Origin of the sequence: Giesbergeria sinuosa, assembly GCF_042652905.1 — a bacterium.
Taxonomy (GTDB): domain Bacteria; phylum Pseudomonadota; class Gammaproteobacteria; order Burkholderiales; family Burkholderiaceae_C; genus Simplicispira; species Simplicispira sinuosa.
Genome location: NZ_JBHSHJ010000002.1, coordinates 249890 through 274187 on the forward strand (window position 1 = coordinate 249890; position 24298 = coordinate 274187).

23 protein-coding genes are annotated in these 24298 nt (G+C 52.2%); 4 read left to right on the top strand and 19 right to left on the bottom strand.

All coding sequences use genetic code 11. From position 1 onward, the window contains the following. The first annotated feature begins 31 nt into the window (after positions 1-31). The 3 genes from ACFO6X_RS03800 to phbB all read left to right on the top strand — a co-directional run bounded on the left by ACFO6X_RS03800 (position 32) and on the right by phbB (position 2976). Positions 32-1210, top strand: a complete 1179-nt coding sequence (locus tag ACFO6X_RS03800) for an acetyl-CoA C-acetyltransferase (RefSeq protein ID WP_382430205.1) — start codon at positions 32-34, stop codon at positions 1208-1210. A gap of 135 nt (positions 1211-1345) precedes the next feature. Then, positions 1346-2128 carry an EAL domain-containing protein gene (locus tag ACFO6X_RS03805; protein ID WP_382430207.1) on the top strand — a complete coding sequence of 261 codons (783 nt, stop codon included), beginning with the start codon at positions 1346-1348 and terminating at the stop codon, positions 2126-2128. A 110-nt stretch (positions 2129-2238) separates the two neighbouring features. After that, on the top strand, positions 2239-2976 hold the full coding sequence (gene phbB / locus ACFO6X_RS03810; protein ID WP_382430209.1) for an acetoacetyl-CoA reductase: 738 nt from the start codon (positions 2239-2241) through the stop codon (positions 2974-2976). A 289-nt stretch (positions 2977-3265) separates the two neighbouring features. Here the strand turns inward: phbB and ACFO6X_RS03815 are convergent, their stop codons facing one another. The 11 genes from ACFO6X_RS03815 to dapC all read right to left on the bottom strand — a co-directional run bounded on the left by ACFO6X_RS03815 (position 3266) and on the right by dapC (position 16047). Continuing rightward, complete coding sequence (locus ACFO6X_RS03815; protein WP_382430211.1) at positions 3266-5227, bottom strand: ATP-binding cassette domain-containing protein; 1962 nt, start codon at positions 5225-5227, stop codon at positions 3266-3268. A gap of 17 nt (positions 5228-5244) precedes the next feature. Next, entirely contained in the window at positions 5245-6630 is a 1386-nt protein-coding gene (locus tag ACFO6X_RS03820) for a DUF2142 domain-containing protein (protein WP_382430213.1), read from the bottom strand. 139 nt (positions 6631-6769) lie between these two features. Further along, complete coding sequence (locus ACFO6X_RS03825) at positions 6770-7648, bottom strand: DUF7654 domain-containing protein (RefSeq protein ID WP_382430215.1); 879 nt, start codon at positions 7646-7648, stop codon at positions 6770-6772. A gap of 23 nt (positions 7649-7671) precedes the next feature. Next, positions 7672-9309 (bottom strand): DUF7657 domain-containing protein, encoded by a 1638-nt coding sequence (locus tag ACFO6X_RS03830; RefSeq protein ID WP_382430217.1) that lies wholly within the window; start codon positions 9307-9309, stop codon positions 7672-7674. Between the two features lie 20 nt (positions 9310-9329). Continuing rightward, positions 9330-9677 (bottom strand): DMT family transporter, encoded by a 348-nt coding sequence (locus ACFO6X_RS03835; RefSeq protein WP_382430219.1) that lies wholly within the window; start codon positions 9675-9677, stop codon positions 9330-9332. A gap of 7 nt (positions 9678-9684) precedes the next feature. Next, the gene (locus ACFO6X_RS03840) at positions 9685-10665 is read right to left on the bottom strand and encodes a glycosyltransferase family 2 protein (RefSeq protein ID WP_382430221.1); all 981 of its coding nucleotides are present in this window, start codon (positions 10663-10665) and stop codon (positions 9685-9687) included. Continuing rightward, on the bottom strand, positions 10662-11585 hold the full coding sequence (gene prmB / locus ACFO6X_RS03845) for a 50S ribosomal protein L3 N(5)-glutamine methyltransferase (protein WP_382430223.1): 924 nt from the start codon (positions 11583-11585) through the stop codon (positions 10662-10664). Before prmB ends, ACFO6X_RS03840 begins: the two co-directional genes overlap by 4 nt. Next, complete coding sequence (gene dapE, locus ACFO6X_RS03850; protein ID WP_382430225.1) at positions 11582-12751, bottom strand: succinyl-diaminopimelate desuccinylase; 1170 nt, start codon at positions 12749-12751, stop codon at positions 11582-11584. The genes prmB and dapE overlap by 4 nt, the downstream gene beginning before the upstream one ends. A gap of 33 nt (positions 12752-12784) precedes the next feature. Beyond that, positions 12785-13954 carry a PilT/PilU family type 4a pilus ATPase gene (locus tag ACFO6X_RS03855; RefSeq protein ID WP_382430227.1) on the bottom strand — a complete coding sequence of 390 codons (1170 nt, stop codon included), beginning with the start codon at positions 13952-13954 and terminating at the stop codon, positions 12785-12787. 54 nt (positions 13955-14008) lie between these two features. Beyond that, the gene (dapD, locus tag ACFO6X_RS03860; RefSeq protein ID WP_382430229.1) at positions 14009-14833 is read right to left on the bottom strand and encodes a 2,3,4,5-tetrahydropyridine-2,6-dicarboxylate N-succinyltransferase; all 825 of its coding nucleotides are present in this window, start codon (positions 14831-14833) and stop codon (positions 14009-14011) included. A gap of 8 nt (positions 14834-14841) precedes the next feature. Then, positions 14842-16047 (bottom strand): succinyldiaminopimelate transaminase, encoded by a 1206-nt coding sequence (dapC, locus tag ACFO6X_RS03865; protein WP_382430231.1) that lies wholly within the window; start codon positions 16045-16047, stop codon positions 14842-14844. A 130-nt stretch (positions 16048-16177) separates the two neighbouring features. Between dapC and ACFO6X_RS03870 the strand changes: the two genes are divergently transcribed. Further along, the gene (locus ACFO6X_RS03870; protein WP_382430233.1) at positions 16178-17692 is read left to right on the top strand and encodes a methyl-accepting chemotaxis protein; all 1515 of its coding nucleotides are present in this window, start codon (positions 16178-16180) and stop codon (positions 17690-17692) included. Positions 17693-17737: 45 nt separating this feature from the next. Here the strand turns inward: ACFO6X_RS03870 and ACFO6X_RS03875 are convergent, their stop codons facing one another. The 8 genes from ACFO6X_RS03875 to ACFO6X_RS03910 are packed head-to-tail and all read right to left on the bottom strand — an operon-like array spanning position 17738 to position 24293. Continuing rightward, positions 17738-18493 (bottom strand): ParA family protein, encoded by a 756-nt coding sequence (locus ACFO6X_RS03875; protein ID WP_382430235.1) that lies wholly within the window; start codon positions 18491-18493, stop codon positions 17738-17740. A gap of 14 nt (positions 18494-18507) precedes the next feature. Next, on the bottom strand, positions 18508-19725 hold the full coding sequence (locus ACFO6X_RS03880) for a methyl-accepting chemotaxis protein (protein ID WP_382430237.1): 1218 nt from the start codon (positions 19723-19725) through the stop codon (positions 18508-18510). A gap of 23 nt (positions 19726-19748) precedes the next feature. Then, on the bottom strand, positions 19749-20123 hold the full coding sequence (locus tag ACFO6X_RS03885; RefSeq protein ID WP_382430239.1) for a response regulator: 375 nt from the start codon (positions 20121-20123) through the stop codon (positions 19749-19751). Positions 20124-20137: 14 nt separating this feature from the next. After that, positions 20138-20383 (bottom strand): hypothetical protein, encoded by a 246-nt coding sequence (locus ACFO6X_RS03890; protein ID WP_382430241.1) that lies wholly within the window; start codon positions 20381-20383, stop codon positions 20138-20140. Further along, entirely contained in the window at positions 20383-23085 is a 2703-nt protein-coding gene (locus tag ACFO6X_RS03895) for a chemotaxis protein CheA (protein ID WP_382430243.1), read from the bottom strand. The genes ACFO6X_RS03890 and ACFO6X_RS03895 overlap by 1 nt, the downstream gene beginning before the upstream one ends. Next, positions 23082-23453: a response regulator gene (locus tag ACFO6X_RS03900; RefSeq protein WP_382430245.1), complete on the bottom strand. Its 372-nt coding sequence runs from the start codon at positions 23451-23453 to the stop codon at positions 23082-23084. Before ACFO6X_RS03900 ends, ACFO6X_RS03895 begins: the two co-directional genes overlap by 4 nt. 3 nt (positions 23454-23456) lie before the next feature. Then, positions 23457-23957 (bottom strand): CheR family methyltransferase, encoded by a 501-nt coding sequence (locus ACFO6X_RS03905; protein ID WP_382430512.1) that lies wholly within the window; start codon positions 23955-23957, stop codon positions 23457-23459. A gap of 3 nt (positions 23958-23960) precedes the next feature. Then, positions 23961-24293, bottom strand: a complete 333-nt coding sequence (locus ACFO6X_RS03910; protein WP_382430247.1) for a protein-glutamate O-methyltransferase CheR — start codon at positions 24291-24293, stop codon at positions 23961-23963. Positions 24294-24298 lie beyond the last annotated feature (5 nt).

The following is a 24298-nucleotide window of genomic DNA, read 5'->3' on the forward strand; positions in this document are numbered from 1 at the left end:
TCCTTTCCTCTCTGACAACAAGGACAAAACCATGGAAGACATCGTTATCGTTTCCGCTGCCCGTACTGCGGTGGGCAAGTTTGGTGGCTCGCTGGCCAAGGTGGCTGCTACCGAGTTGGGCAGCATCGTTATCAAGGAAGCTCTGGCCCGCGCCAAGGTTGTACCCGATCAGGTGGGTGAAGTCATCATGGGTCAGGTGCTGACCGCTGGTTTGGGTCAGAACCCTGCCCGTCAAGCACTGATGAAGGCGGGTGTTGCCAAGGAAACCCCAGCCCTGACCATCAATGCTGTATGTGGCTCTGGCTTGAAGTCGGTGATTTTGGCCGCCCAAGCCATTGCCCATGGTGACAGTGACATCATCGTCGCTGGTGGCCAAGAAAACATGAGCGCCAGCCCCCATGTGCTCAACGGCTCGCGCGATGGTCAGCGCATGGGCGACTGGAAGATGCAGGACTCGATGATTGTCGATGGCCTGTGGGACGTCTACAACCAGTACCACATGGGCATCACTGCTGAGAATGTGGCTAAGCAGTACGGTATCACCCGCGAAATGCAAGATGCCCTGGCCTTGGCCAGCCAGCAAAAAGCCGCCGCCGCACAAGATGCAGGCAAGTTCGCTGATGAAATCGTGGGCGTGAGCATTCCTCAGCGCAAAGGCGATCCCTTGGTCTTTAATGTGGATGAGTACCTGAACCGCAAGACCAGTGCCGAAGTGCTCGCTGGTTTGCGCCCTGCTTTCGACAAAGCAGGCACTGTGACCGCTGGCAATGCCTCCGGTATCAATGATGGTGCCTCTGCCGTGGTGGTGATGAGTGCCAAACGGGCTGCGGCATTGGGCCTGACACCCTTGGCACGCATTGCCGCATATGGCACCAGCGGGCTAGACCCGGCCATCATGGGTATGGGCCCAGTTTATGCCACCCGTAAGGCACTCGAGCGTGCGGGTTGGAGCGCCGCCGATGTGGACTTGTTCGAGTTGAATGAGGCTTTTGCTGCCCAAGCTGCTGCCGTGAACAAGGAACTGGGCATTGACCCAACCAAGGTCAATGTGAACGGTGGTGCTATCGCGATTGGCCATCCTATTGGCGCGTCCGGCAACCGCATCTTGGTGACGCTGTTGCACGAAATGCAGCGTAGCAATGCCAAGAAGGGTATTGCTTCGCTGTGTATTGGCGGTGGTATGGGCGTAGCCCTGGCACTAGAACGCTAATGCTGGCGCATGGGCCTGCTTAACAGGCCCATTCCATTGCCAAGCCGCGACCTGTTCGCGGCTTTTTTGTTCTGTTGCAATTTTTGCCCTCGAATCCCTGTAATGTCTGCCACAGGAGCGTACACTGGACTTTGTATGAATCAGACTGTCTTTGCACAACCGTTTGTGCCAGTGGGTTGCGCAGCTTGTCAGGACAAAAGCTTGCTGCCTTTCGATTTCACGATGGCCTTTCAACCCATCATGGATTTGGAGTTGGAGCGGCCTTTTGCGTATGAGGCACTGGTGCGTGGCATGAATGGAGAATCGGCGGCCACTGTGTTGTCGTGGGTCGATGACACCAATCGCTACCGTTTCGATCAAGCTTGTCGTGTCAAGGCCATCCAATTGGCGGCCAGTTTAGGTGTGGCCCGATTGCCTGATTGCCGCTTGAGTATCAACTTTTTACCCAATGCGGTTTATCGTGCAGAAACATGCATTCGTGCCACCATGCAGGCTGCTGCCGAGTTCAATTTTCCGCATGATCGCTTGATGTTCGAAGTCACTGAGGGGGAGCCACTGAGCAATGGTGCCCACCTGAAGTCTATTTTTGATGAGTACCGTCGTCAGGGGCTGATCACGGCCATCGATGATTTTGGTGCTGGGTATGCGGGTTTGAACATGTTGGTGCATTTTCAGCCCCATGTCTTAAAACTAGACATGGAACTGATTCGCAATATTGATCAAGACCCTGTGCGGCAAGCCATTGTGTGTGGCATTGCTGGGGTTTGTGCCCGCTTGCAGATTGATATGGTGGCCGAAGGCATAGAAACAGCCCAAGAATCGGAGTACCTTTGTTCTGTGGGGGTGCGTTACCAGCAGGGGTATTGGTTTGCCCGACCAGGGTGGGAAACCTTGCCGTTGGCCGCTATTCCTGTTTGAGGTGCAAAAAATATCCCATTACAGTGTTTTCCTTCACTGCACCGTCGTAAATATTCGGTAGAGTGGAGGCGAGACCCCTGTTCACTATTATTCACAAGGAGCATGAAAACATGAGTCAAAAAGTAGCATACGTCACTGGTGGCATGGGTGGCATCGGAACCGCGATCTGTCAGCGTCTGCACAAAGACGGTTTCAAAGTGATCGCAGGCTGCGGCCCTACCCGTGACCATGCCAAATGGCTGGCCGAGCAAAAAGAACTGGGTTTTACCTTTTACGCCTCGGTGGGCAATGTAGGTGACTGGGATTCCACAGTGGAAGCCTTTACCAAGGCCAAGGCTGAACATGGCAGCATTGATGTGTTGGTCAATAACGCTGGTATTACCCGTGACCGCATGTTCTTGAAGATGACCCGCGAAGACTGGGATGCGGTGATCGAAACCAACCTGAACAGCATGTTCAACGCCACCAAACAAGTGGTGGCTGACATGGTAGAAAAGGGCTGGGGCCGTATCATCAATATTTCGTCGGTCAACGGTGAAAAGGGCCAGTCTGGTCAGACCAACTACTCGGCAGCCAAAGCCGGTATGCATGGTTTCTCGATGGCCTTGGCCCAAGAAATGGCTACCAAGGGCGTGACCGTGAACACCGTCAGCCCCGGTTATATCGGCACGGACATGGTCAAGGCCATTCGTCCCGATGTGCTAGAAAAGATTGTGGCTACTGTGCCCGTCAAGCGTCTGGGTGAACCTAGCGAGATTGCCTCTATTATTGCTTGGCTGGCCTCGGAAGAAGGCGGCTACGCTACAGGTGCAGAGTTCTCGGTCAACGGTGGTTTGCACATGAGCTGATAGGCCTTAGGCACTTGGCTACAAAAAACCCCGCAACGCGGGGTTTTTTTATGGGCAGCTTTTGCAGGAGGCTCAACCACCCTGCCACACCAGATCCGTACTTCAGAGACGGCTGGGAGCACGCTTGCGATCGCGTTCGTCTTCAGGCCAAACGGTCAAAACAGTGAAGGAGGTCATGGTGTTTACTCTGCAAAAGTGTCTGTGATGCGTATTCAACGTTGTGGTTGTCTCGGGCGTTGACAACATCCATCAAAAAAATTGCCATTGAATACCACCTCTTTTCGTCTGTTCAGGCCTGTGCTTCCATCTGCTCAGACAATTCCAACCAGCGTTCTTCTAAACGCTCTATTTCATCGTTGCAGTTTTTAAGGCAGCGACCTGCTTCAGCAATGTCTGTGGGGGCCAGAGGCTGGCTAAGACGTGCTTCTAGCGCAGTGCGCTCGGTGCCTAACGCAGCCATGCGCTGCTCTACCTGTTCCAATTCACGTTTGAAAGGACGCAGCTTCTGGGCAAGTTGTTGTCGAGCCTGGGCTTCTTGTTTGCGTTGTTCGCGTGGATCGGTGGCTTTTTTATTGTCGGGATCTGTATTGGTGGTGGCAATGGTGGGAATGTGCTCTTGCTTCGCCAGTTCACGTTGGCGCTTGGCCTCATCCAAGAGATAACGCTGGTAATCGTCCAAGTCGCCATCGAACGGCCCTACCGCGCCTCGGCCGACCATCCAGAATTCATCACACACCGACCGTAACAAAGCCCGGTCATGGCTGACCAACATGACAGTGCCTTCAAATTCATTGAGTGCTATCGACAATGCCTCGCGTGTGGCCAAATCCAAATGATTGGTGGGCTCATCGAGCAGCAGCAAATTGGGACGTTGCCAAACAATCATTGCCAGCACCAATCGGGCTTTTTCACCGCCGCTCATGCTGCCTACGCTCTGCTTCACCATATCACCGGTGAAGTTGAAGGTGCCCAGAAAATTGCGCAGGTCTTGTTCGCGGCTGGATTCTTGGCTTTGGGCTCCTAGCTCCTTTGCCAGCCGGATCATGTGTTCTAGTGGATTCTCATGAGAGCGCAGCACATCCAGCTCTTGCTGGGCGAAGTAACCTATGGACAGACCTTTGCCCTCCGTCACCGTGCCTGTGAGAGGCCGCATGGTGCGAGCAATGGTTTTTACCAAGGTGGACTTACCCTGCCCGTTGGCCCCCAAGATACCGATACGTTGGCCTGCCAGCACACTGCGGTTGACATGGTGCAGGATGGTGGTTGCCAGTTCATCCTCGGTGCGATAGCCAAACGAGGCATCGGTGATGGCCAGCATGGGGTTGGGTAGATTGAGTGGCTCCTTAAATTCAAAGGTGAAGTCGGCTTCTGCCAGCACGGGCGCAATTTTTTCCATGCGTTCCAGTGCTTTTACTCGGCTTTGGGCCTGTTTGGCTTTGGTGGCTTTGGCCTTGAAACGGGTGATAAATTTTTGTAAATGCGCAATTTTTTCTTGTTGGCGAGAGTAGCTGGCCTGTTGCAACTCCAGTTGCTGGGCACGCAATTCTTCAAACTTGCTGTAATTGCCACCATAGCGTGTGAGTTGCGCACTGTCGATGTGCAGCGTGACATTGGTGACAGCATCCAAAAATTCGCGGTCATGGCTGATGACGATCATGGTGCCTTCATACCGCTTGAGCCACGCTTCTAGCCAGACCAAGGCATCTAGATCCAAGTGATTGGTTGGCTCATCCAGCAGTAGCAAATCGGAAGGGCACATCAGGGCTCGGGCCAGTTGCAGACGCATCCGCCAGCCCCCAGAAAAGCTATTGACGGGATGGTTTAATTCTGAAACCTTGAAGCCCAAACCCAAAATCAATGCTTGTGCGCGTGATACAGCATCATGGGCACCTGCATCGTGTAGATCGGTGTAGGCATGGGCAATTGCCATGCCATCACCCGATATTTCAGCCTCGGCCAGCTTGGATTGGGCTTCGGCCAGACGGGTATCGCCAGCAACGACAAAAGCGGTGGCCGATTCTTCTGTTTCTGGCATATTTTGTGCCACCTGGGCCATGCGCCAGTGTGGTGGAATACTAAAATCTCCTCCATCTTCGTGCAAAGAACCGTTGAGCAGTGCAAATAGGCTGGATTTTCCTGCACCATTACGGCCCACTAAACCGACATGCTCTCCGGGATTGATAGTAGCATGAACACCGTTTAGTAGAACTTTGGTACTGCGACGTAGAGTGACGTTTTTAAAGAGAATCATAAAGTTTTATGTTTTGATCAGAAAATAGACAATTGATAGTGTTGTATCAATGTGATTCCTGTAACATAGACTGAGTATAAGATGTAAATACCAAAGAGTTTTTTTGAAACATAATGGCTAAGAACTGACGATTTGTCAGTAGTTGGAATCCAAAGAGCACAGCAGGCAACGAAAATAGGCAATATAAAATAACGACCTTGAATACCTTGTATTGTATCTGCTGGATAACTTGTCCATGTGATCGCAAGTGCTGCAAATGTAATTATTATGGATGATAGAGATATAATAATCAAAAGAACTCTTGCCTTGAAGAATTCAAATCTTGTATTCTTTGATAAATACAAAGAAATGAAAAACAATGCTACCAACCCAAGGGTCAGAAATTTCAGGTGTTGGCTATCAATAGGGGCGTCAAGCCATCCCAGCTTCCCAATGAATGATTGGAAATAAAAGTTTTGAAGATCTTGATTGCTCAAGGTTCGATAAAGCAGATGAATAAATTCAATGGGTTGATTGATATAAATGCGTACTATTTCTATAGTTGAGTAGGATCTATTTATTCTCGTGTCAATTGTAGATGTGACAGCAAAAATAATCCACCCAAGACTGAAAATTGTATTTTCTATTGAAAGCAATAGGGTTTTCTTTGAATGATGGTGCCATGCCAAATAAAATTGTAATGCCAGCATGGGAAGCATGTGTATTCGCGTGGTCGATATGATAAAAATAGATATCGCCAAAATAACTTGTCGTTGGGATGATGGTTGTGCAGATTTTAATTCTGCCAAAAATATGCTGATAGCATACAAAGTAAGTCCCATCGTGAGGCCATCAATGGTTGGAGATATCCATTGAAATAATGCCATAGGCGTAAATAAAATACCTACGGCGATGGGTGGCAGTGTGAGTAATTGCGCTGATAAAATAATGAGTGTGATGCAGATGGTTGCAACTGTGATGCGCACTAAATCATAACTAGCCATCAATGACAACCCCATGTTTTTTCCTAGCCATAGAGCGGCAGCATGTGGTATATAAATAACAGGAAAATAGTATCCAGTTCCTGAAGCTGGTGAGAATAATTGCTGATCTGACCAATAAGTTTTTTGGCCCATTGAGCGTAAATCTTCAAATGAGTTTAAGTTTTGCAATTTCAATGGTTCTGCCAGTCGTGCTGGAGCTGGATTTTCCGGAAAATTAAGGTGCAGCGATTGTAAAATAAATAAAAATAAATTTTTATCTATTTCTCCTCCTGATCCGCCTGCTTCAATGGGTATATTTTTGGGCGCGGGTTCTAACAGAATTTTTCCATGTACCAACATGTCTGCACGCGCAATGTGAACATTTTCATCTGGAGACATAAATGGTGGCACGAGTCGCATCAACACCAAAGCTGGAATCATCAATAGAAAAAATAAAGAACATAATTTTATGTAATTATTTTTTGCTTTTAATGACATGTTGCTTGGCTTATTATTGATGAGTAGAAAGCTAAATGGCAATTAATTAATTGCCTGAGATTTATTGAAAAATGATCAAATATCAGGGGCTATTGGTTTTTATATCAAACCAATTCCAGCCCCGATAGTTTATTATTTTTTTAAGTGCAGGATGTGTGTGTAAAGCTGTGATTGTTTCTGGAGCAGCAACCAGTTGCGCACCAGTTTTTTCAAAATTAAAGTTTTTCACATCTATTGTTACATGCACCGCATCAAGCTGAGTAGATTTTATATGATGACCATCATTGTTAGGCACATCGCCTAGCGAGAAGGAAAGGTGTTGGTATCGATTGATGGTTTTTTGAATAATTTCTGGTTCAGAAGAAAGTTGTTCCCAAAATTTGAATTGCGGATAATAAAAAACACCACCAACCACAGGAACCCCAGCAGCCAATAAAGCCATTGATTCGGTAGCTCCCGGATTTATGATTAAAACTCTTTTCAATGATTTTTTATCTTCTGAAGAGTATTGAGTAATATTTTGAATTTCTGGGTTTAGTGATATTTGATTGGGTGCTACTGACAACGGATTGAAGTTCCATGTTGCGATAAGATAGATGATGACATTCAGTGCAATTGCCTCTGATATTCTTCTTTGCAATATGCAGTAAGATATAAATAATGAGGCAAATATTATTGCAATAAATAAAATTGGCGATAATGTTGAATAAAAAGATGCAGGTGTAGCCAATAGGCTAATAATTATTGGAGTGACGCTAAAGACCGCTAATCCTATGAGTGCAATAGAATTGTAGATATTAAAATTTGAGCCAGAGATTTCTGTGTCTCTTGACGGAATCAATGCTAATCCAATAATGCAAGCCAATCCGAGTGCCAAGTCTAGCCTTAGAGAAGGAACCATATGCCAAAAGATTAATTTTGCAAACCAGGAGGAAACACCAGTGCAGTAAAAAATTAACAAGAATGAGGTGAAAACTATCCAGCCTAACCAAATTTTATGATGGTTATTTTTTTGAATAGATAATAAGAAGCTAAAGCAAAAAGAGGAATAAGCGGAAATGTGTAGGAACTAAATTCACTTTCATTCCAAGCACTGTTTCTCAATTCTGTAAGGGTTTCTAAATTTGTATAGCCTCGAAAGATAAGGTGCCAAGGCAATTCACCACCTTGTAATGCTGCGCGTTGTCCTGGGTAAACTGTGGCACGCATTAATGATATTGTATCGTGCGCATCTAACCACCAAGCCAGTAGTATTCCGCTACAGATAAGTATTGCTATGCTAATGCCTGCAAAAACATGTTTATTGAAGTATAAAGTTTTTCGATACTGAAAGATATATGCTATTAAAAATATAGCATAAAAGGATGCAATAGTAATTTGCCATGGTGGGTATAAAACTAATGCAAAGCCTGTCGCCAATAATCCAAGAAAAACACTATGGATATATATGTAAGAATTAGAATTAGTCTTGAGTATTTTTATAAATAGAAAGGTTGCTGCCGTAGGAAAAAAAACGACATAAAGCGGCCAATGTGACCAGCCTGCGGCATAAGGTGCCAAGCAAAATAAAATCGAAAGACCAAGATTACGACCAGATCTTTCTGGAGCAACCGTATTTAATAAAAACCATAGGGCCAGAAGACAACTTATGACAGGAAAAAACCAATACCAACTCAATGCTTGGCGTAGTGGTAAGAAAAAGAAGCCCCACGTAGCAGGACGTCCCAACGCAGATACATGCCAAACAGGAACGCCTGTCATTCCTACAATCAGCATGTTTTGACCTTCAATCCCAAGATTTTTATTCACAATTGGGAAGGAAGGATGATGGTTAACTTGTGCCAGTGCATTGGCGGTCACAACCATCCATTCGTCTGAACGTATAGGCCGCGGCGCAAAAAGCAGATTTTTTGTGCCATCATGAGCTGAAATAAATGGGTGTTCAGATCTTTTGCTATCTCCTATCAAAAGTTGCACAGAAGATCCGCTGATTCCAAAGGCAACTAACAAAAGAAAAAAGGCAATGGAGTAGAAAATGATCGATTTTTTCTTTTTATTAACCCATGTGTTTAAATTTTCAAAAACATTGAATTTTGTATAAAAAAGAAAAATAACTATAGAAATGAGAAAAATAGCAAGAATGAACCAGTGTCGCTTGGGTATCTCTGGGCTAGAAATAAGAATGGAGTCTGATTTCCCAGCAATAATTGGTAAATTAAATGCTGATGTTGATGGAAATGTTGCCGTAACTTTAACTTGATGATGCGCTGAAAATAAATTGATGGGTGCTCGGGCAACGATATTAAAACCTGCATGGCTTGCTTTTGTTGTACCAAAATATTTTGGTAAATCATCGCGTACTACAGAAGTAGATGAAATAATTTCTACTTGTTGGTCATCAATTGTGATTTGAAACTTATCAGGGACTTGTTCTGTACTAGAGTCAAAACTCCAACCTGTAATATGTACAGAATGGTTTGCAAGTTGGTGTTCAATGGTTTCAATGTAACCATAAATTCCAGCCGGAATTTTTTCTTCTGCTTGGGCTAAAGTAATTGGAATGAAGATTGCAAAGAAAATTGCAATTAATAAATTCCAGAAGGTTGATCGATCATTCAACATGCTCGTCGCCACTCTTGAAGTCAGCGAGATGCCATGACTGTGACTGCAATTCCAGAAACAATCAGTGCTGTTCCTACAAAATACATTGGAGCAAAACGTTCCCCAAAGAAAAAGCGACTAGCCAAAGGAACGATAATAAATGCTAATGCCATGAAAGGGTATACTTTGCCTAACTCTGCTTTGCGCAAAATAAGTACCCAACCTATGGATGTAATTCCATAAAGAGCCATTGTTGAGAAGAATATAGCCAATGTTTTAATGTCAAAAAAACTCCCTGATTCATTAATGGCGCTTGCGCTGAATTTAAAAAGAATCTGCCCAGCAGCAATTCCTATCACACATAAAATGGTTAGCAGATAGATGTACATGGTATTTTTATAATTTAATTTTTCGATGCAATACTTTATGTATGGGTCGAGTCGGAGTAGATTCCACATCATGGCCAATAAAAGCCAGTAAAAGCTGTAGCCCTGTGATAATGGGCAGAGCTGCCAGCATCACGGTGCCCGCAGATGAGTATGATTGTAGTGATGTAGATTGAATCCAATGGCTGATACCAAACCATGCACCAAAAAGCAACATTAAAATTCCGGCAGGCAATTCAATTGAAGCCAGTGACATATCCCTTAAATAATAATTATAGAAAATACGCTTGCTAAAGTTAATAGTATGCTTGGCTAAAAACTCAGGAAGAATTTTGCCAATTTTCAGGTTGCTTTCCTCATCTGCGTAATGTGCATCCATAGGGACGTCTACCACCACAGCTTTGAGCGTATTCAGCCGGAACAGCATATCTGTTTCAAAAAAATACCTGCGGCTAATTTTGGAGAAGGGGAGGTGGCTGGCAATTTTGGCGTGAATGGCCGTATATCCATTGGTGGGATCAAAAATATTCCAATACCCAGAGGATATTTTGGTTAGAAATGACAGACCTGCATTGCCAAGCAATCGCAGTCGTGGCATTTGATGAATTTCTTCTAAATCAAAAAAACGATTGCCTTTGGTGTAGTCAGCCTCACCATTAACAATGGGGGAGATGAATGCTGGCAAAAGCTTGGGGTCCATCTGACCGTCACCATCAATTTTGACAATGATGTCATATCCATCATGGATAGCGGCTTGATATCCTGCCATGACCGCCCCGCCTACACCTTGATTTTGTGCATTAAATAGAACGGTTACCCGTGGGTCTTGGCAATGTTGTTGGATAAAAAATCCGGATTTTTCTGGGCAGCAGTCATCGACCGCAAAAATGCCATCTACTTCATGGCCGATGCGTGCGATCACATCAAGAACGTGGTTTGTTACACGATAGCAAGGAATGACAACGGCAACACGAAAGGGCGGTGAACTCATAAATTGGATAAAGCTTGACGGGTGAGTAACAATACTTGGTCTTCTCCAGCACTGGTCTCTAACCAGAATACAGGCAGTTGCGGGAATGCTGCCTCAAAAAAGGCGCGCTCATTGCCAATTTCTAGCACCAGAACCGCGTTTTCCGTCATGTGAGAGGGAGCATCACGCAGCAACTGGCGGATAAAATCCATACCATCCTCACCCCCGGCCAATGCCAGCACCGGCTCAGCCTGATATTCTTTGGGCAGGCGGGCCATGCTGTCGCTATTGACATACGGAGGGTTACACAAAATCAAATCCCAGGGGCCGGGCAATTGCGCCAGTCCGTCAGAGAGTTGCAACGAAATACGCTCTTGCAGCCCATGTCGATGGACATTGATCTGTGCCACTGCCAAGGCATCAGGAGAGATATCGGCACCTGTGACGGCAATGTCGGGCCATGCCATAGCGGCCAATATCGCCAAGCTGCCATTGCCTGTACATAAATCGAGTACCGCATGGGTCTGTTCGCCCAGCCAGTCGTCAAAACCGCCATTGGCGATCAACTCCGCAATGAAGCTGCGCGGCACAATGGCCCGCTCGTCAATATAAAACGGTACGCCTTGTAGCCAAGCCTCTTGGGTGAGGTAAGCGGCGGGTTTACGACTGCGGATGCGTTCGGCAAACAGGGCTGCCACCAGTGCTTGCTGTTCAGCCGTGACAGGTTGATGCTGCACGGCATTGGGTTCGTTGCCATCCAAGGGGGTGTCTAGTGGCAAGCCCAGACGCCACAACACCAGCCAAGCGGCTTCATCTTGGGCATTGGTCGTGCCATGCCCAAACGACACCCCGGCAGTTTGCAAACTGTGGGCGCCAGAGGCCACTAAGGCACCAATGGTGCTTCCTGCAACAGGGGGCAGGGCCAAAACTTGCGCGCTCATGCGAGCGCCGCCACTGCTTGCGCTTGCAGGTTGTGGAGGGTGCGGCAATAGATGTTTTTTAACGGTTCAATGTCAGCCAAGGCGATGTGTTCGTCAATTTTGTGGATACTGGCATTGGGCGGGCCCAATTCAATGACCTGAGGGCAAATGGTGGCAATGAAGCGGCCATCGCTGGTACCACCGGTGGTGGACAGTTCAGTGGCCAGCCCGGTTTCTGTGTGGATGGCTTGTTGGACGGCCTGCACCAGTTCGCCAGGGGTGGTGAGAAAAGGTTGTCCACCGAGTGTCCATTGCAATTCGTATTCGAGGTCATGGCGATCGAGTACGGCATGGACACGCTTTTTGAGGCCTTCGGCAGTGGACTCTGTGCAGAAGCGGAAATTAAAGTCGATGACCACTGCGCCAGGAATGATGTTGCTGGCTCCCGTGCCACCGTGGATGTTGCTCATTTGCCAGCTGGTAGGCTGAAAAAAAGCATTGCCTTCGTCCCAACGCATGGCGGCCAGTTCGGTCAGGGCGGGCACGGCTTCGTGGATGGGGTTGCGGGCCAGATGTGGATAGGCAATATGGCCTTGGATGCCACGCACAGTGAGTTTGCCGCTGAGGGTGCCCCGACGGCCATTTTTGATCATGTCGCCAGTGCGCTTGACGGAAGTGGGCTCGCCAACGATGCAATAGTCCAACCGTTCGCTTCGGGTTTTGAGCTGCTCTACGACAACTTTGGTGCCATCGATCGAGGGGCCTTCTTCGTCGCTAGTGAGCAAAAAAGCCAGGTGGATCAGTGGCTCTGGGGTGGCGGCCAAAAACTCCTCCACGGCGACGACAAAAGCGGCGATGGATGTTTTCATGTCGCTGGCACCCCGTCCATAGAGTTTGCCATCGCGCTGCGTGGGGATGAATGGATCGCTCTTCCATTGCGTTAGCGGGCCAGTGGGCACAACGTCGGTATGGCCGGCAAAAACCACGGTTTTGGCATGGGGCGTTGTTGCGGCCCGTTTGGCCCACAGGTTTTGCACGCGAAAATTGGCGGGGCCGCTGTCCATAGCTTCGCAGACAAAGCCCAGAGGGGTTAGGCGTTCGGTCAAGAGTTGCAGACAACCTGCATCTTCGGGGGTGACAGATGGGCGCGAAATCAGCGCCTCGGCCAGAGACAAGGTCAGGGACATGGATAAAGTTCAGAAGGATGCAGCCACGGTCACTTAAGTGCCCGGTGTGACATCCAGGGTGATTTCGGTGAATGAGGGAACATCATCTTCCCCCTTGGCTTCTTGGGCGGCCTTGTTGGCCTGGGCGGCTTTGGCAGCCAGAGAAAAGTCGTTTTGCAAACGCCACATCAGGTTGGTAGGAGAGTCGGCATAGGCCAGACCTTCCTTACGGTCGATGCGGCCTTCCATAATCAGGCGGGCCAAATCTTCTTCAAAGGTTTGCGAGCCTTCGGCCATTGATTTTTCCATGGCCTCTTTGACGCCAGAAAAATCGGCCTTTTCGATCAGTTCCGAGACCAATTTGGTGTTGAGCATGACTTCGACGGCAGGCACACGAGCGCCAGCAGCAGTGCGCACCAACCGTTGCGTGACCACCGCCTTGAGTGCCGAGGATAAATCGCTGAGCATGGTGGCGCGCACCTCGACCGGATAAAAACTCAAAATCCGGTTGAGTGCATGGTAGCTGTTGTTGCCGTGTAGCGTAGCCAGGCACAGGTGGCCGGACTGGGCGTAGGCAATGGCCGCCGACATAGATTCACGATCTCGGATTTCGCCGATCAGAATCACATCCGGGGCTTGGCGCAGGGCGTTTTTCAGTGCAATCTGCATGGATTGCGTGTCGCTGCCTACTTCACGCTGGTTGACGATGGATTTCTTGTTGCGGAACTGAAATTCCACAGGGTCTTCAATCGTCAGAATGTGGCCAGTTTGCAAACTGTTGCGTTTGTCAATCATGGCGGCCAGCGTGGTGCTTTTGCCAGAGCCTGTGGCCCCGACGACCAGCACCAGCCCGCGCTTTTCCATGATCAAGTCGCCCAGCACGGGTGGCAAGTTCAGATCTTGCAGGTTGGGTACTTCTTGGGCAATAAAACGCACTACTACGGCATAGCTGCCACGTTGGCGCATGGCACTGACCCGAAAACGCCCCACCCCCGAGATGGGCACGCCCATGTTCAGTTCGCCGGTCTCTTGCAACTCTTCAATGCGCTCAGGTGCCACCACTTCCGACAGCAGATTGCGCGGTGCGTCAGGCGGCAAAATCTGGTTGTTGATGGGGATGCACTCGCCATTGATTTTGATCAGTGCCGGTGCATTGGCTGAGAGATAGACATCGGAAGCCTTCTTCTCGGCCATCAGGCGCAAGATGCGCTCCATCGTGCTCATGTGCAGTCCCCAAAAGGTAGTGGTGTGGGTGTGCAGGCGGCTGCGGCGGCGGTATCAGTCGCGCAGCAGGTCGTTCAGGCTGGTTTTGGCGCGGGTTTGGGCATCGACACGCTTGACGATGATGGCTGCATACAGGCTGTAGCGGCCATCGTCTTTGGGCAAGCTGCCAGAAATAACCACAGAACCAGCAGGCACGCGACCATAACTGATCTCTCCGGTGGCGCGGTCGTAGATGGGGGTGCTTTGGCCGATATAGACGCCCATGCTGATGACGGAGTTTTCTTCGACGATCACGCCCTCGACCACTTCGGAGCGAGCGCCAATAAAGCAGTTGTCTTCAATGATGGTGGGGTTGGCTTGCAGTGGCTCCAATACGCCACCCAGACCAACACCACCGGACAGGTGAACGTTTTTGCCGACTTGGGCACAAGAGCCTACGGTGGCCCAAGTATCGACCATAGTGCCCTCATCGACATAAGCACCGATGTTGACGTAGGAGGGCATCAGAATGGCGCCTTTGGCAATGAAACTGCCACGGCGGGCCACAGCCGGGGGCACTACGCGCACGCCGGTAGCGGCGATGTCGGCTTCGCTCATACCTTCGTATTTGGTGGGCACTTTGTCAAAAAAGTTGAGCGCGCCCGATTGCATGAGTACGTTGTCTTTGAGGCGGAAGGACAGCAGCACTGCCTTCTTAATCCACTGGTGTACTGTCCATTGGCCTACGCCTTCGCGTGTGGCGACGCGCAATTGACCGTCGTTGAGTTGGGCAATGACATGTTCGACGGCATCGCGTACCTCGGCTGGTGCTACCGCTGGCGACAAGTTGGCGCGGTTGTCCCAAGCGGCTTCGATGATGCTTTGCAGTTGTTGGCTCATGGTAAAAATCAGGGGTTGGATTGGATAAATTGCACGATGCGTTGGGCGGCTTCTAGGCATTCGGCGGTTTCGGCCACCAAGGCCATACGGATACGCCCTTGACCGGGGTTGAAGCCTTGGGCCTCGCGGGCCAAGTAGCTGCCGGGCAAAACCGTGACATTGTATTGAGCCAGCAGCTCTCGGGCGAAGTCGGTGTCGCTGCCATTCCAGCGATGTGGCACAGCAGCCCAGAGGTAAAAACCAGCATCGGGCAGGGCTACATCCATCACACTGGCCAGTAATGGTGTGACTTGGGCAAACTTGGCGCGGTATTGGGCGCGGTTGTCAATGACGTGTTGTTCGTCGTTCCAAGCGGCGATGCTGGCGGTTTGCACTACTGGACTCATGGCGCTGCCGTGGTAGGTGCGGTAGAGCAAGAATTGTTGCAGGATGGCGGCATCACCCGCAACAAAGCCGCTGCGCAGGCCGGGTACGTTGCTGCGCTTGGACAGACTGGTAAAGGCCACCAAACGTTCAAAGCCGGTACGGCCCAATTGGATGGCTGCTTCTAAACCGCCCAATGGCGGTTCGTCACGGAAATATATCTCGCTGTAGCATTCGTCTGAGGCAATGACAAAGCCGTAGCGATCGCTCAGGGCGAACAGCTTGCGCCATTCGTCCAGTGGCATCACGGCTCCGGTGGGGTTGCCAGGGGAGCAAACGTAAAGCAGTTGGGTGCGTTGCCAAACCTCTGGGGGTACGCTGTCCCAATCGACGGCAAAGTTGCGCGCTGGGTTGCTGGGCGCATAGTAAGGAGTGGCCCCTGCCAACAGGGCTGCGCCTTCGTAGATTTGGTAGAACGGATTGGGGCAGACGACCGTGGCACCTTCGCGCGTGGGGTCAATCACGGTTTGGGCAAAGGCAAACAGTGCTTCGCGCGTACCATTGACTGACAGTACCTGTGTGCTCGGATCAACCTCGACACCATAGCGGCGTTGTAGCCAGTTGGCACAGGCCTGGCGCAGGGCGGGGGTGCCAGTGGTGGCAGGGTAGCCTGATAAGCCGGTGCCCAACGCTGCCGTGAGGGCTTGCTTGACCAGCTCAGGGGCGGCATGTTTGGGTTCACCAATCCCTAAGCTGATGGCGCGATAGGCTGGGTTGGGGGTGATGGGGGAAAAGAGTTCGCGCAACCGCTCGAAGGGGTAGGGCTGCAAACGCGAGAGCAAGGGATTCATACCCTTGATTATCGGGGATGTCAGTGGTGCGCAAGCAACTGTCATGACCATGCCGGCTTGCTTGGCTGTGGCTCTCGGGCGCCACGGTCAAGGTGGCATCGCTTAAAAATACCTATTGGAGACAAGCCCCATGTCTGGATTTTCACTGTTGCACCCAGGGGTGTGGCTGATGCGGCGTTTGCGTCTGCCCGGAAAAATGCTGTTGTTGGGCGGCACTTTTGTGTTGGGCTGGTTGGTGCTGGGCTTAGGGGTGATGTGGGGAGGTAGCAGCATCACCCTCGGTGCCATTGCTCTCTTGACGCTGCTGTGGCTCTTGTATGCTCTTTTTGCCTTTCATGCCAGTTTGGCAGCAGATTTGCGTGGCTTGGCCCAAGCGATGGAGCAGGCGATTGCTGGAAATCTGTGCGTGCAGGTGCCCGTGCATGGCCGCGATGAGTTGGCGGGGCTGGCGCGTTTGTTTGATCGGTTGCTGCTGACGCTGTCGTCGATGGTGGCCGATATTCGCAGCAATGCGGCGCTGGTGGCAACAGCGGGTCAAGCATTGGCCGCCGATAACCGTGCCTTAGAAGCACGCACGGAACAACAGGCGGCCAATTTGGCACAAACGGCAGCCAGTGTGGAGCAAATGTCGGCCTCGGTGCAAAGCAGTGCCCAAGCGGCGCGCATGGCCGATGAGCATGCCAGCGAGGTGAGCCATGCCACTGGCAAGGGCACAGAGGGTATGGCATTGGCGGTGCGGTCGGTACAAACCATTGAACAAGATGCACGCCGGATGAACGAAATCATTGGCGTGATTGATGGTATTGCGTTTCAGACCAATATTTTGGCGCTCAATGCCGCTGTAGAAGCAGCCCGCGCTGGAGAAGCTGGGCGTGGCTTTGCGGTGGTGGCTTCTGAGGTGCGGATGCTGGCTGGGCGCTCCAGTGCTGCTGCGCGTGAAATTCGCAGCCTGATCCAAACGACCGTGCAGCAGGTGGTAGCCAGTGCCGACACTATTCGTGCCGCTGGAACGGGCATTGGCCTGATGGCAGAGGGCATCCAAGGGGTGGCGGCGGGGATGTCTGATATTTCAGCCTCCACGGCGCAACAAAGCACCGGGCTGCAAGAAATAAGCCAGGCGGTGCGCCAACTCGACCAGATCACACAAGAAAATGCCCAAATGGTAGCGTTGGCGGTGCAACAGGCCAATACCTTAGAAGATCGAGCCAGCACCCTGACGGAGGCGGTGGCCCGGTTCCGCTTGCAACAGGGTACGGCCGATGAGGCCGTGGCCTTAGTGCAACGGGCATTGACTTTGCGTCAGCGGCTATCGGGAGATGCTTTTTTGCGCACCCTGAGCGATCCTACCCAGCCTTACCATGACCGGGATATGTATGTCTTTGTCTTGGATTCCGATGGCGTCTACCATGCTTTTGGCGGCAACCCGCAGCGGGTGGGCACCAGGGTGCAGGATGTGCCCGGTATTGCTGGGGATGCCTTGGTGTATGACATTGTGGCGCAGGGCGATCGTGGGCCGGGTTGGGTGGAGTACGATTTTCGCAACCCAGTGACGGGTGCTGTACAGGCCAAAATGTCGTATGTTCAACGCGTGGACGACAACCGATATTTGGGCTGTGGTGTTTACAAAGGTTTGGTGCAACGCTGAGCGTGCTGGCTCACTGCGGCTGGAGCGGTGTGTATCTTTGGTGCTTTACCAGCGCAGCAGCAGGGCATCGACGGCCTCTGTGTAATCGGCAGCGGCGCGGCTTTTGGGCGCGTAGTAACGTAGCGGTTGCCCAGCCGCAAAGGCTTCAGCCACCCGAATATCATTTCGGATTCCAGGCAACATGCGGTTGCGGCCAAATTGTTGCCCTAGCCCTTCTTGTACCTGGCGGTGCAAATTGATGCGGGTGTCTAACATCACCGGCAGGAAGCCCAATACACGCAAATCCTCATTGCTGCCGCGGCTGGCTATTTTGAACAATACCCGTGCCAATTGCCGTACACCCTCACCAGCCAGAAAATGGGGTACGAAAGGAATCAATACCCTATCGGCAGCGCACAGGGCGTTGAGCAGCAAAGCATCCAAGGATGGTGGGGTGTCTAGCACAATGGTGTCGTAAGCCTGTGCCAGCCCTGTGTGGTGCAGGGCGTTGCGCAACAGCAATTCACCCACTTGCCCAGAGCCATGTTCAAACAACGGATCTCCGGGGATCAAATCTAACCCCGCCCACCCGGTGTGCAGTACGGCATCTTGCAAGGAATGGCGCCCAGCCATAAAACCATGCAGGGTTGGGGTGTCTCGGCCTATGCTGAGACCAACACCATAGGCGCAATGGGCTTGGGTATCCATGTCGATCAACAGCACACGCTGCCCCCTGGCATGGAGCTCTGCGGCGATGTTGACGGCGCTGGAGGACTTGCCGGTGCCGCCCTTGCGGTTGCTCACAATCAGGGTGCGTGCCATATCTGTTGCTGGTGTCAGAAGAGTTCGATTTTGGGGCGCTCGTCTGCTGCCCCAGCTTGGGCGGTGGTGGCGCCGGTGATTGCTTGGTGGGTGTCGCGCTGGCTTTGCATGACGTAGTTTTGTATCTGTGCCTCTAGCCGCTCTTTGAGCGTGGTCATGGTTTCTTGATCCCAAGGATGATCCAGCAATTGATCGGCAAGGTTTTGTAAATGCTGATCAAGCTCGGCCATCGCTGATTGCACATGTTCGACCCGCTGGCGCATCACATCATGGAATTGCATCTGCCCCATCGCATCGGTCAGGGAGCCAGAGAGTACCTGTTGGCCTTGGGCCACTCCGGCAATGATTTCTTCCATGTGCTGTTCAGCTTTGGCAAACCGATCCTGCATTTCTTCGATATCTGCCAAGACCCGGCGCATGTTGCCAGTGGAGGCGTGGCGCTGGCTGGTATCCAGGGCTTGGGCCAACTCGCTGTCGATGCCATCGGTGGCTCCGGAAATTTTGCTGGCAATTTCTTTGGCTGCCGCGGCGGTGCGAGTGGAAAGGGCACGAATTTCTGCAGCCACCACTGCAAAGCCTTTGCCACTGGGGCCAGCCCGGGCTGCTTCAATGGCCGCATTGATGGCAAGAAAGTTGGTTTGTTGCGCTACGCTTGCAATCACATTGACCAAGTCGGACAGTTTCTTGACTTCTTGCAGGCGCCGGATGCGTACCACATTGCTGTTTTCATCGGCTTCCATTTTGTCGACAAACATCTTCAAGATGGCACCCAGTTGTCGGTCGATCAGCACCTTGTCACGGAAGATTTGCGTGACTTCAACCCCTTTTTCTTGGGAAGCTGTGATACGGTTGACTTGTGCTGTGGAGTTGCTATGCATCTGGTGGAGTGTGCTGATCAGACCAACCACCCCTTCCTCGGTTTGTTGCAGGGCACCTTGGAGCTGTTCACGCATGACCCCCAGATAGGGCACCACCTGTCGCAGTTCATCTACCGCCACATCGACGGGCATGTGCTCTTGGTGCTGGTGGTGGGTGGGACGGCGTTTTTGGAGTCGCAACAGCAGGTAGTACAAGAGGGAACTGATGAGTGCGGTTCCCCCGGCAGATACCCATGCCAAGACCCAAGGGCTAGGCTGCCAAGGCAGCCACAGCACTACACAGGCGACAGCGGTAGCCGTGAGCGCAGAGACCAGCAGAAGACGCCAGAAGTCGGTGGATGGACGAGTTCCCATAGTGCCCCCCTTCCTGCCAGTGCTCAGGCACCAGGCAGCACCTTCTTGACGATCTTGACCAGATCGGGGCCAGACACTGGTTTGACCAGCCAACCCGTAGCACCAAGCCGTTTGCTCTCATCGCGTTTTTTGGGATCGCTCTCAGTCGTCAGGGTCAGGATGGGGGTAAAGCGCAGGCCAGGCAGCCCTTTGACTTGGCGAATCAGCTCCATGCCATCCATGCGTGGCATGTTGATGTCGGTGATGATCAAGTCGGGTTTGAAGCCGCCTTTGAGTTTGGTCAATGCTTGGAGGCCATCGCTGGCAGTCTCGACCTTGAAGCCATTGAGTTCCAGATTGGACTTGAGACTCATGGTCATGGTCAGGGAGTCGTCAACGATAAAAATAGTTTTAGGCATGAAAACAAGGTGCTTCAGGCACCACTTGGAACAAGAATAGATTGCAGAAACTGTGTCAGCACCGGATCGGTGGGCCAGGCATCGATACGGGTGTTGGCCGCCAGCAGGACTTGTAGATTGGCAGGGTGCAGGTGTTCGCAGCCAGAGAGGTCGGCGGTGGCAGCCGGTTTTTTCTGTAGCCATTCGAGCAGGGTTTCGGCTTCTTCAACGCCAATCACCCCCTGCAACAGCACTTGCTTTTTGCGAAATTCAAACGGCATCAGAGCATCTCCTTGACGTTGAGCACCATGAGTACCGAACCATCACCCATCAAGGCCGAACCGGCATACAGACCGATGTTGGACAGCACGCCCTCCAAGGGTTTGAGGATGATGTCGGCAGTTTCGCAGAAATCATCCACCAGCACTGCATATTCATCGCTGTCATTGGTGAGCGGAGGGGGGGCCAGACTCAGCAATCGGTTGAGCGATTTGAGTGGCACAACCCGCCCGCGCAACACGGTGACCATCCCCTGTTTGATCTGGCGGGTGTTGCTACGTGGTACGCGCACGGTTTCGACCACCACATCCATCGGAATGCCAAAAACTTGGCCGTCGGCCTCGATGGTCATGACATTGGTGACGGCCATTGACAATGGCAGAGACAACCGGACGCGGGTGCCTTGGCCCAGCCAGCTCTCTAGTGCAATGCTACCGTTAACCCGGTCGATGGCGGTGCGAACCACATCCATGCCCACACCCCGGCCCGATAGTTCTGAAACCGATTCAGCGGTGGAAAAACCGGGCAAGAAAGTCAGGTTGATGGCCTCTTGGTCGCTGATGCGCTCGAGTGTGGTTTCATCGATCAGGCCTTTCTCGTAGGCTTTGCGCTTGATGAGTTGTGGGTCAATGCCTTTGCCATCGTCACTTACCTCGATCACGACCCGGTCGGCTTCTTGGCGCGCACTGATGCGCAGGGTGCCTTGGGCAGGTTTACCCGCGGCCAAACGCACCTCGGGCTGCTCGATGCCGTGGTCCATGCTGTTGCGCACCATGTGAACCAGTGGATCGCCCATGGCTTCAATGATGTTTTTGTCGGCGGCGGTGTCTTGGCCCTCCATCACCAGCTCTATTTCTTTGCCAAGGCGCCGTGCCGTGTCACGCACCAATCGGGGAAAACGCTGGAATACAAAAGACACGGGCAACATGCGCACCTGCATGATGGCGTCTTGCATTTCTTCGGAAATGCGATTGATCACTGCATATTGGGCTTTGATCTCGCGCGACAGTTCGCGCATGCCGTATTGCGTTTCGGCACGGTTAGCCAGATAGGGAATGGCGTTTTTAGCCACCACCATTTCGCCGATCAGGTTCATCAGCCGATCAATTTTGACTTGATCGACCTTCAGGCTCTTGGCGCTGAGGTGGTCATCGCTGCGGCGGCCCATTTTCATATCACCATCGCCGCTCTCAGGGGGCGGGGCGGTGTTGCCAGGTGCTGTGTCTGGGGCTGCGGGGGGGCGGGTAGATGCCAGCTCTACCGGCGGGCCTGGCGGTGCGGGGGTGGCGACCAACGTTGCTTCTGTGGCAGGCATTGCCACTGATGCCACCGGCTCCAAGGGCGCTGGAAAAGCGTCTTCTAGCCAAATAGCCAGTGGTGCCGAGGTGGTTTGTTGCAGTGCGTCTTGTAGGGCTGCTTGCAACTGAGGCAGCTCTGCACTGCGCCCGGCAGCCCGCAAGCAAGGAGCCAATGAGGCAAAGACCCCCTTGAGCCGACCAGCTAGCCAGGGATCGTTGTCGGGCAGGGCCAATACTTCGCGTTGCACGGCCAGCAACTCGTGCAGGGTGTGCTGGTTGATATCCAGAGGGGCAGGGGTTGCTGCAACTGGGGCAACGGGGGGTGGGGCCACCGTTGGCACGCCGCACAGGATGGGGTTCCAGTCGGGTGCTTGCTGTTCGCGCAGCGACACCACCAACGTTTCGATTGTGTGCGGATCGGGGTTGGGGCTTTGCAACAGTATCTGCATCCATCGCAGCGCGGAGGCCAGCCACAAGTTGCTGTTGGACAGCTCCAGCATTAACCGAACGGTGCGTTCCAATCCGGCCAAGTCATGTCGGCGTACAAAGTCTAGTGCATCGGTCACAAAGTCTTCATACACTGGGCCACCGTTGAGCTCTCCGCTAGGCAGCACCAAGGCGAGTGCGGGCAGGGGCAGAATCTCGATCTGCTCAGGCACATAGCGGAAATGGGTTTCAATCTCACTGCGCAGTGCCACGGTCAGCACGGCAAAGTCGAGCTGGCAGTTGTAGGCGTCGAGCGTGATCAGCGGGGGCCAAGATTGTCGGGCGCTGATGCCGCCCCACAGCAAGCCCGGTGTCAATCGGGCTTGGTGCAAAGGGTCTTCACCTTGAAAGAAGCAACCTGCATCAGGGCCATAACGCACCCACAGCAGGGGTTCGCCAGCTTGGGCACGTTGCCATGCTTGTTGGCGCACTTCTTCAGGTACACGCAGCAGCTCTGCGGGGCTGGGCAGGGTGGGGGCTGCTGGTTTGGTGGCAGGGCTGGAGACCGTGTGGCTGTTATCGCTGTCTGGTGGTGGCAACACGATCAGCGCACGCAGTGCCGCAGCGAGTTGTGCTGCTTGCGTGGCGGTGGCAGGGTCGGAGGGATGTTCTTTTTCGATCTCATCGCATAGCCGCCCGACAAAATCCATGGCGTCCAGCAACCGATCGGCCAAATCGGGAGAGTAGGCCACCTGACCGTGGCGCACGGCGTCCATCAGATCTTCGCCAGCGTGCAGCACCCGGGTCATCTCTGGGAAGTCAAACAGGCCACTGTTGCCCTTGAGGGTATGCACTAACCGAAAGAGCTGGGTCATCAGTTCCGCATCATCGGGGGCATGCTCCAACTGCATCAGCTTATCGCCAATGCCTTCGAGGGCATCGCGGGCCTCGGGCAAAAACTGTTCCAGCAGGCTGTTCATTCTTCGGCCTCCCCTAGCAACAGGGCAATGGGTGCCACCAATTGCTCGGGGCGAGTGGGTTTGACCAGATAGAGGTTGGCCCCAGCGGCATAGGCACGTTTGCGGTCTTCGGCGCTGGCTTGGGTTGAGATCATGATGGCAGGCATTTGTGCGATGTCTTGGCGGCGCAGTTCCCGCAGGAAGCCATAGCCATCAAGCTTGGGCATGTTGACATCGACCAGATACAGGTCAAATGGTGTCAGCAGTACCTTTTCTAAGGCTTCCAGGCCATTGATGGCCTCTTCCACCTCGTAGCCTGCCGCCTCCAGAATGCCCCGGTGGTACATACGTACAGTAGCGGCATCGTCAATGATCAAAATGCGTTTCACGGCTTACTCCATCGGTTTCTGGTAGACGATGGCCTCAGGAAATTTACGTACACGGTAAAGCGAGGAGATGCGGCTCATCGATTCAGAATGGCCCAGACAGATAAAACCACCCGGCCTGAGCGCGTCATAAAAGGTTTCTGCGGCGGCCTTGCGTGAAACATCGTCAAAATAGATCAGCAGGTTGCGGCAAAAGACGATGTCAAAGTCGCGGTAGGGGCGGGTGTCGGCACGGTTAGATAGGTTGACCCGCGTGAACTCCACCGCCGAGCGCACATCATCACAGAGCTGGTAGTTGTGGCCGCTGCGCCGAAAATACTTTTGCAAGTAGGTGATGGGCATTTGTGCCACCGATCGCTCTGAAAACAACCCAGCTCGGGCCAAGTTCAGAATGTCGGTATCGATGTCAGAGGCGATGATCTCTACATCGTGGTGTTCCAATCCGGCCCAGCGTTCGAGTAGACAGATGGCAATCGAATAGGGCTCCTCGCCTGAGGATGAAGGAATGACCTAGATGCGCAGTGGCCCATCATGCTGCTTGCGTGTCAATAAATCAGGCAGTATGGAGTTGACGAGGCAACGAAACTGGTACTCCTCGCGAAAGAAATAGGTTTCGTTGACGGTCATCAGGTTGGTGAGGTTTTGTAGTTCTTCGCCCGATGCCTGAAAACGCAGCATCGTAAAGTAATGGCGAAATGAGGCGTTGCCAGTGGCGGCCATGCGCTCTAGCAGGCGCTTATCCACAAAATAGCGTTTGCTCAGATCAAACTGGATGCCAGTCTTGCGGTAGAAGAATTCACGAAACTTTCCAAAATCTTCATCACTGAGGGTGGGCGTGGTCATGGGGC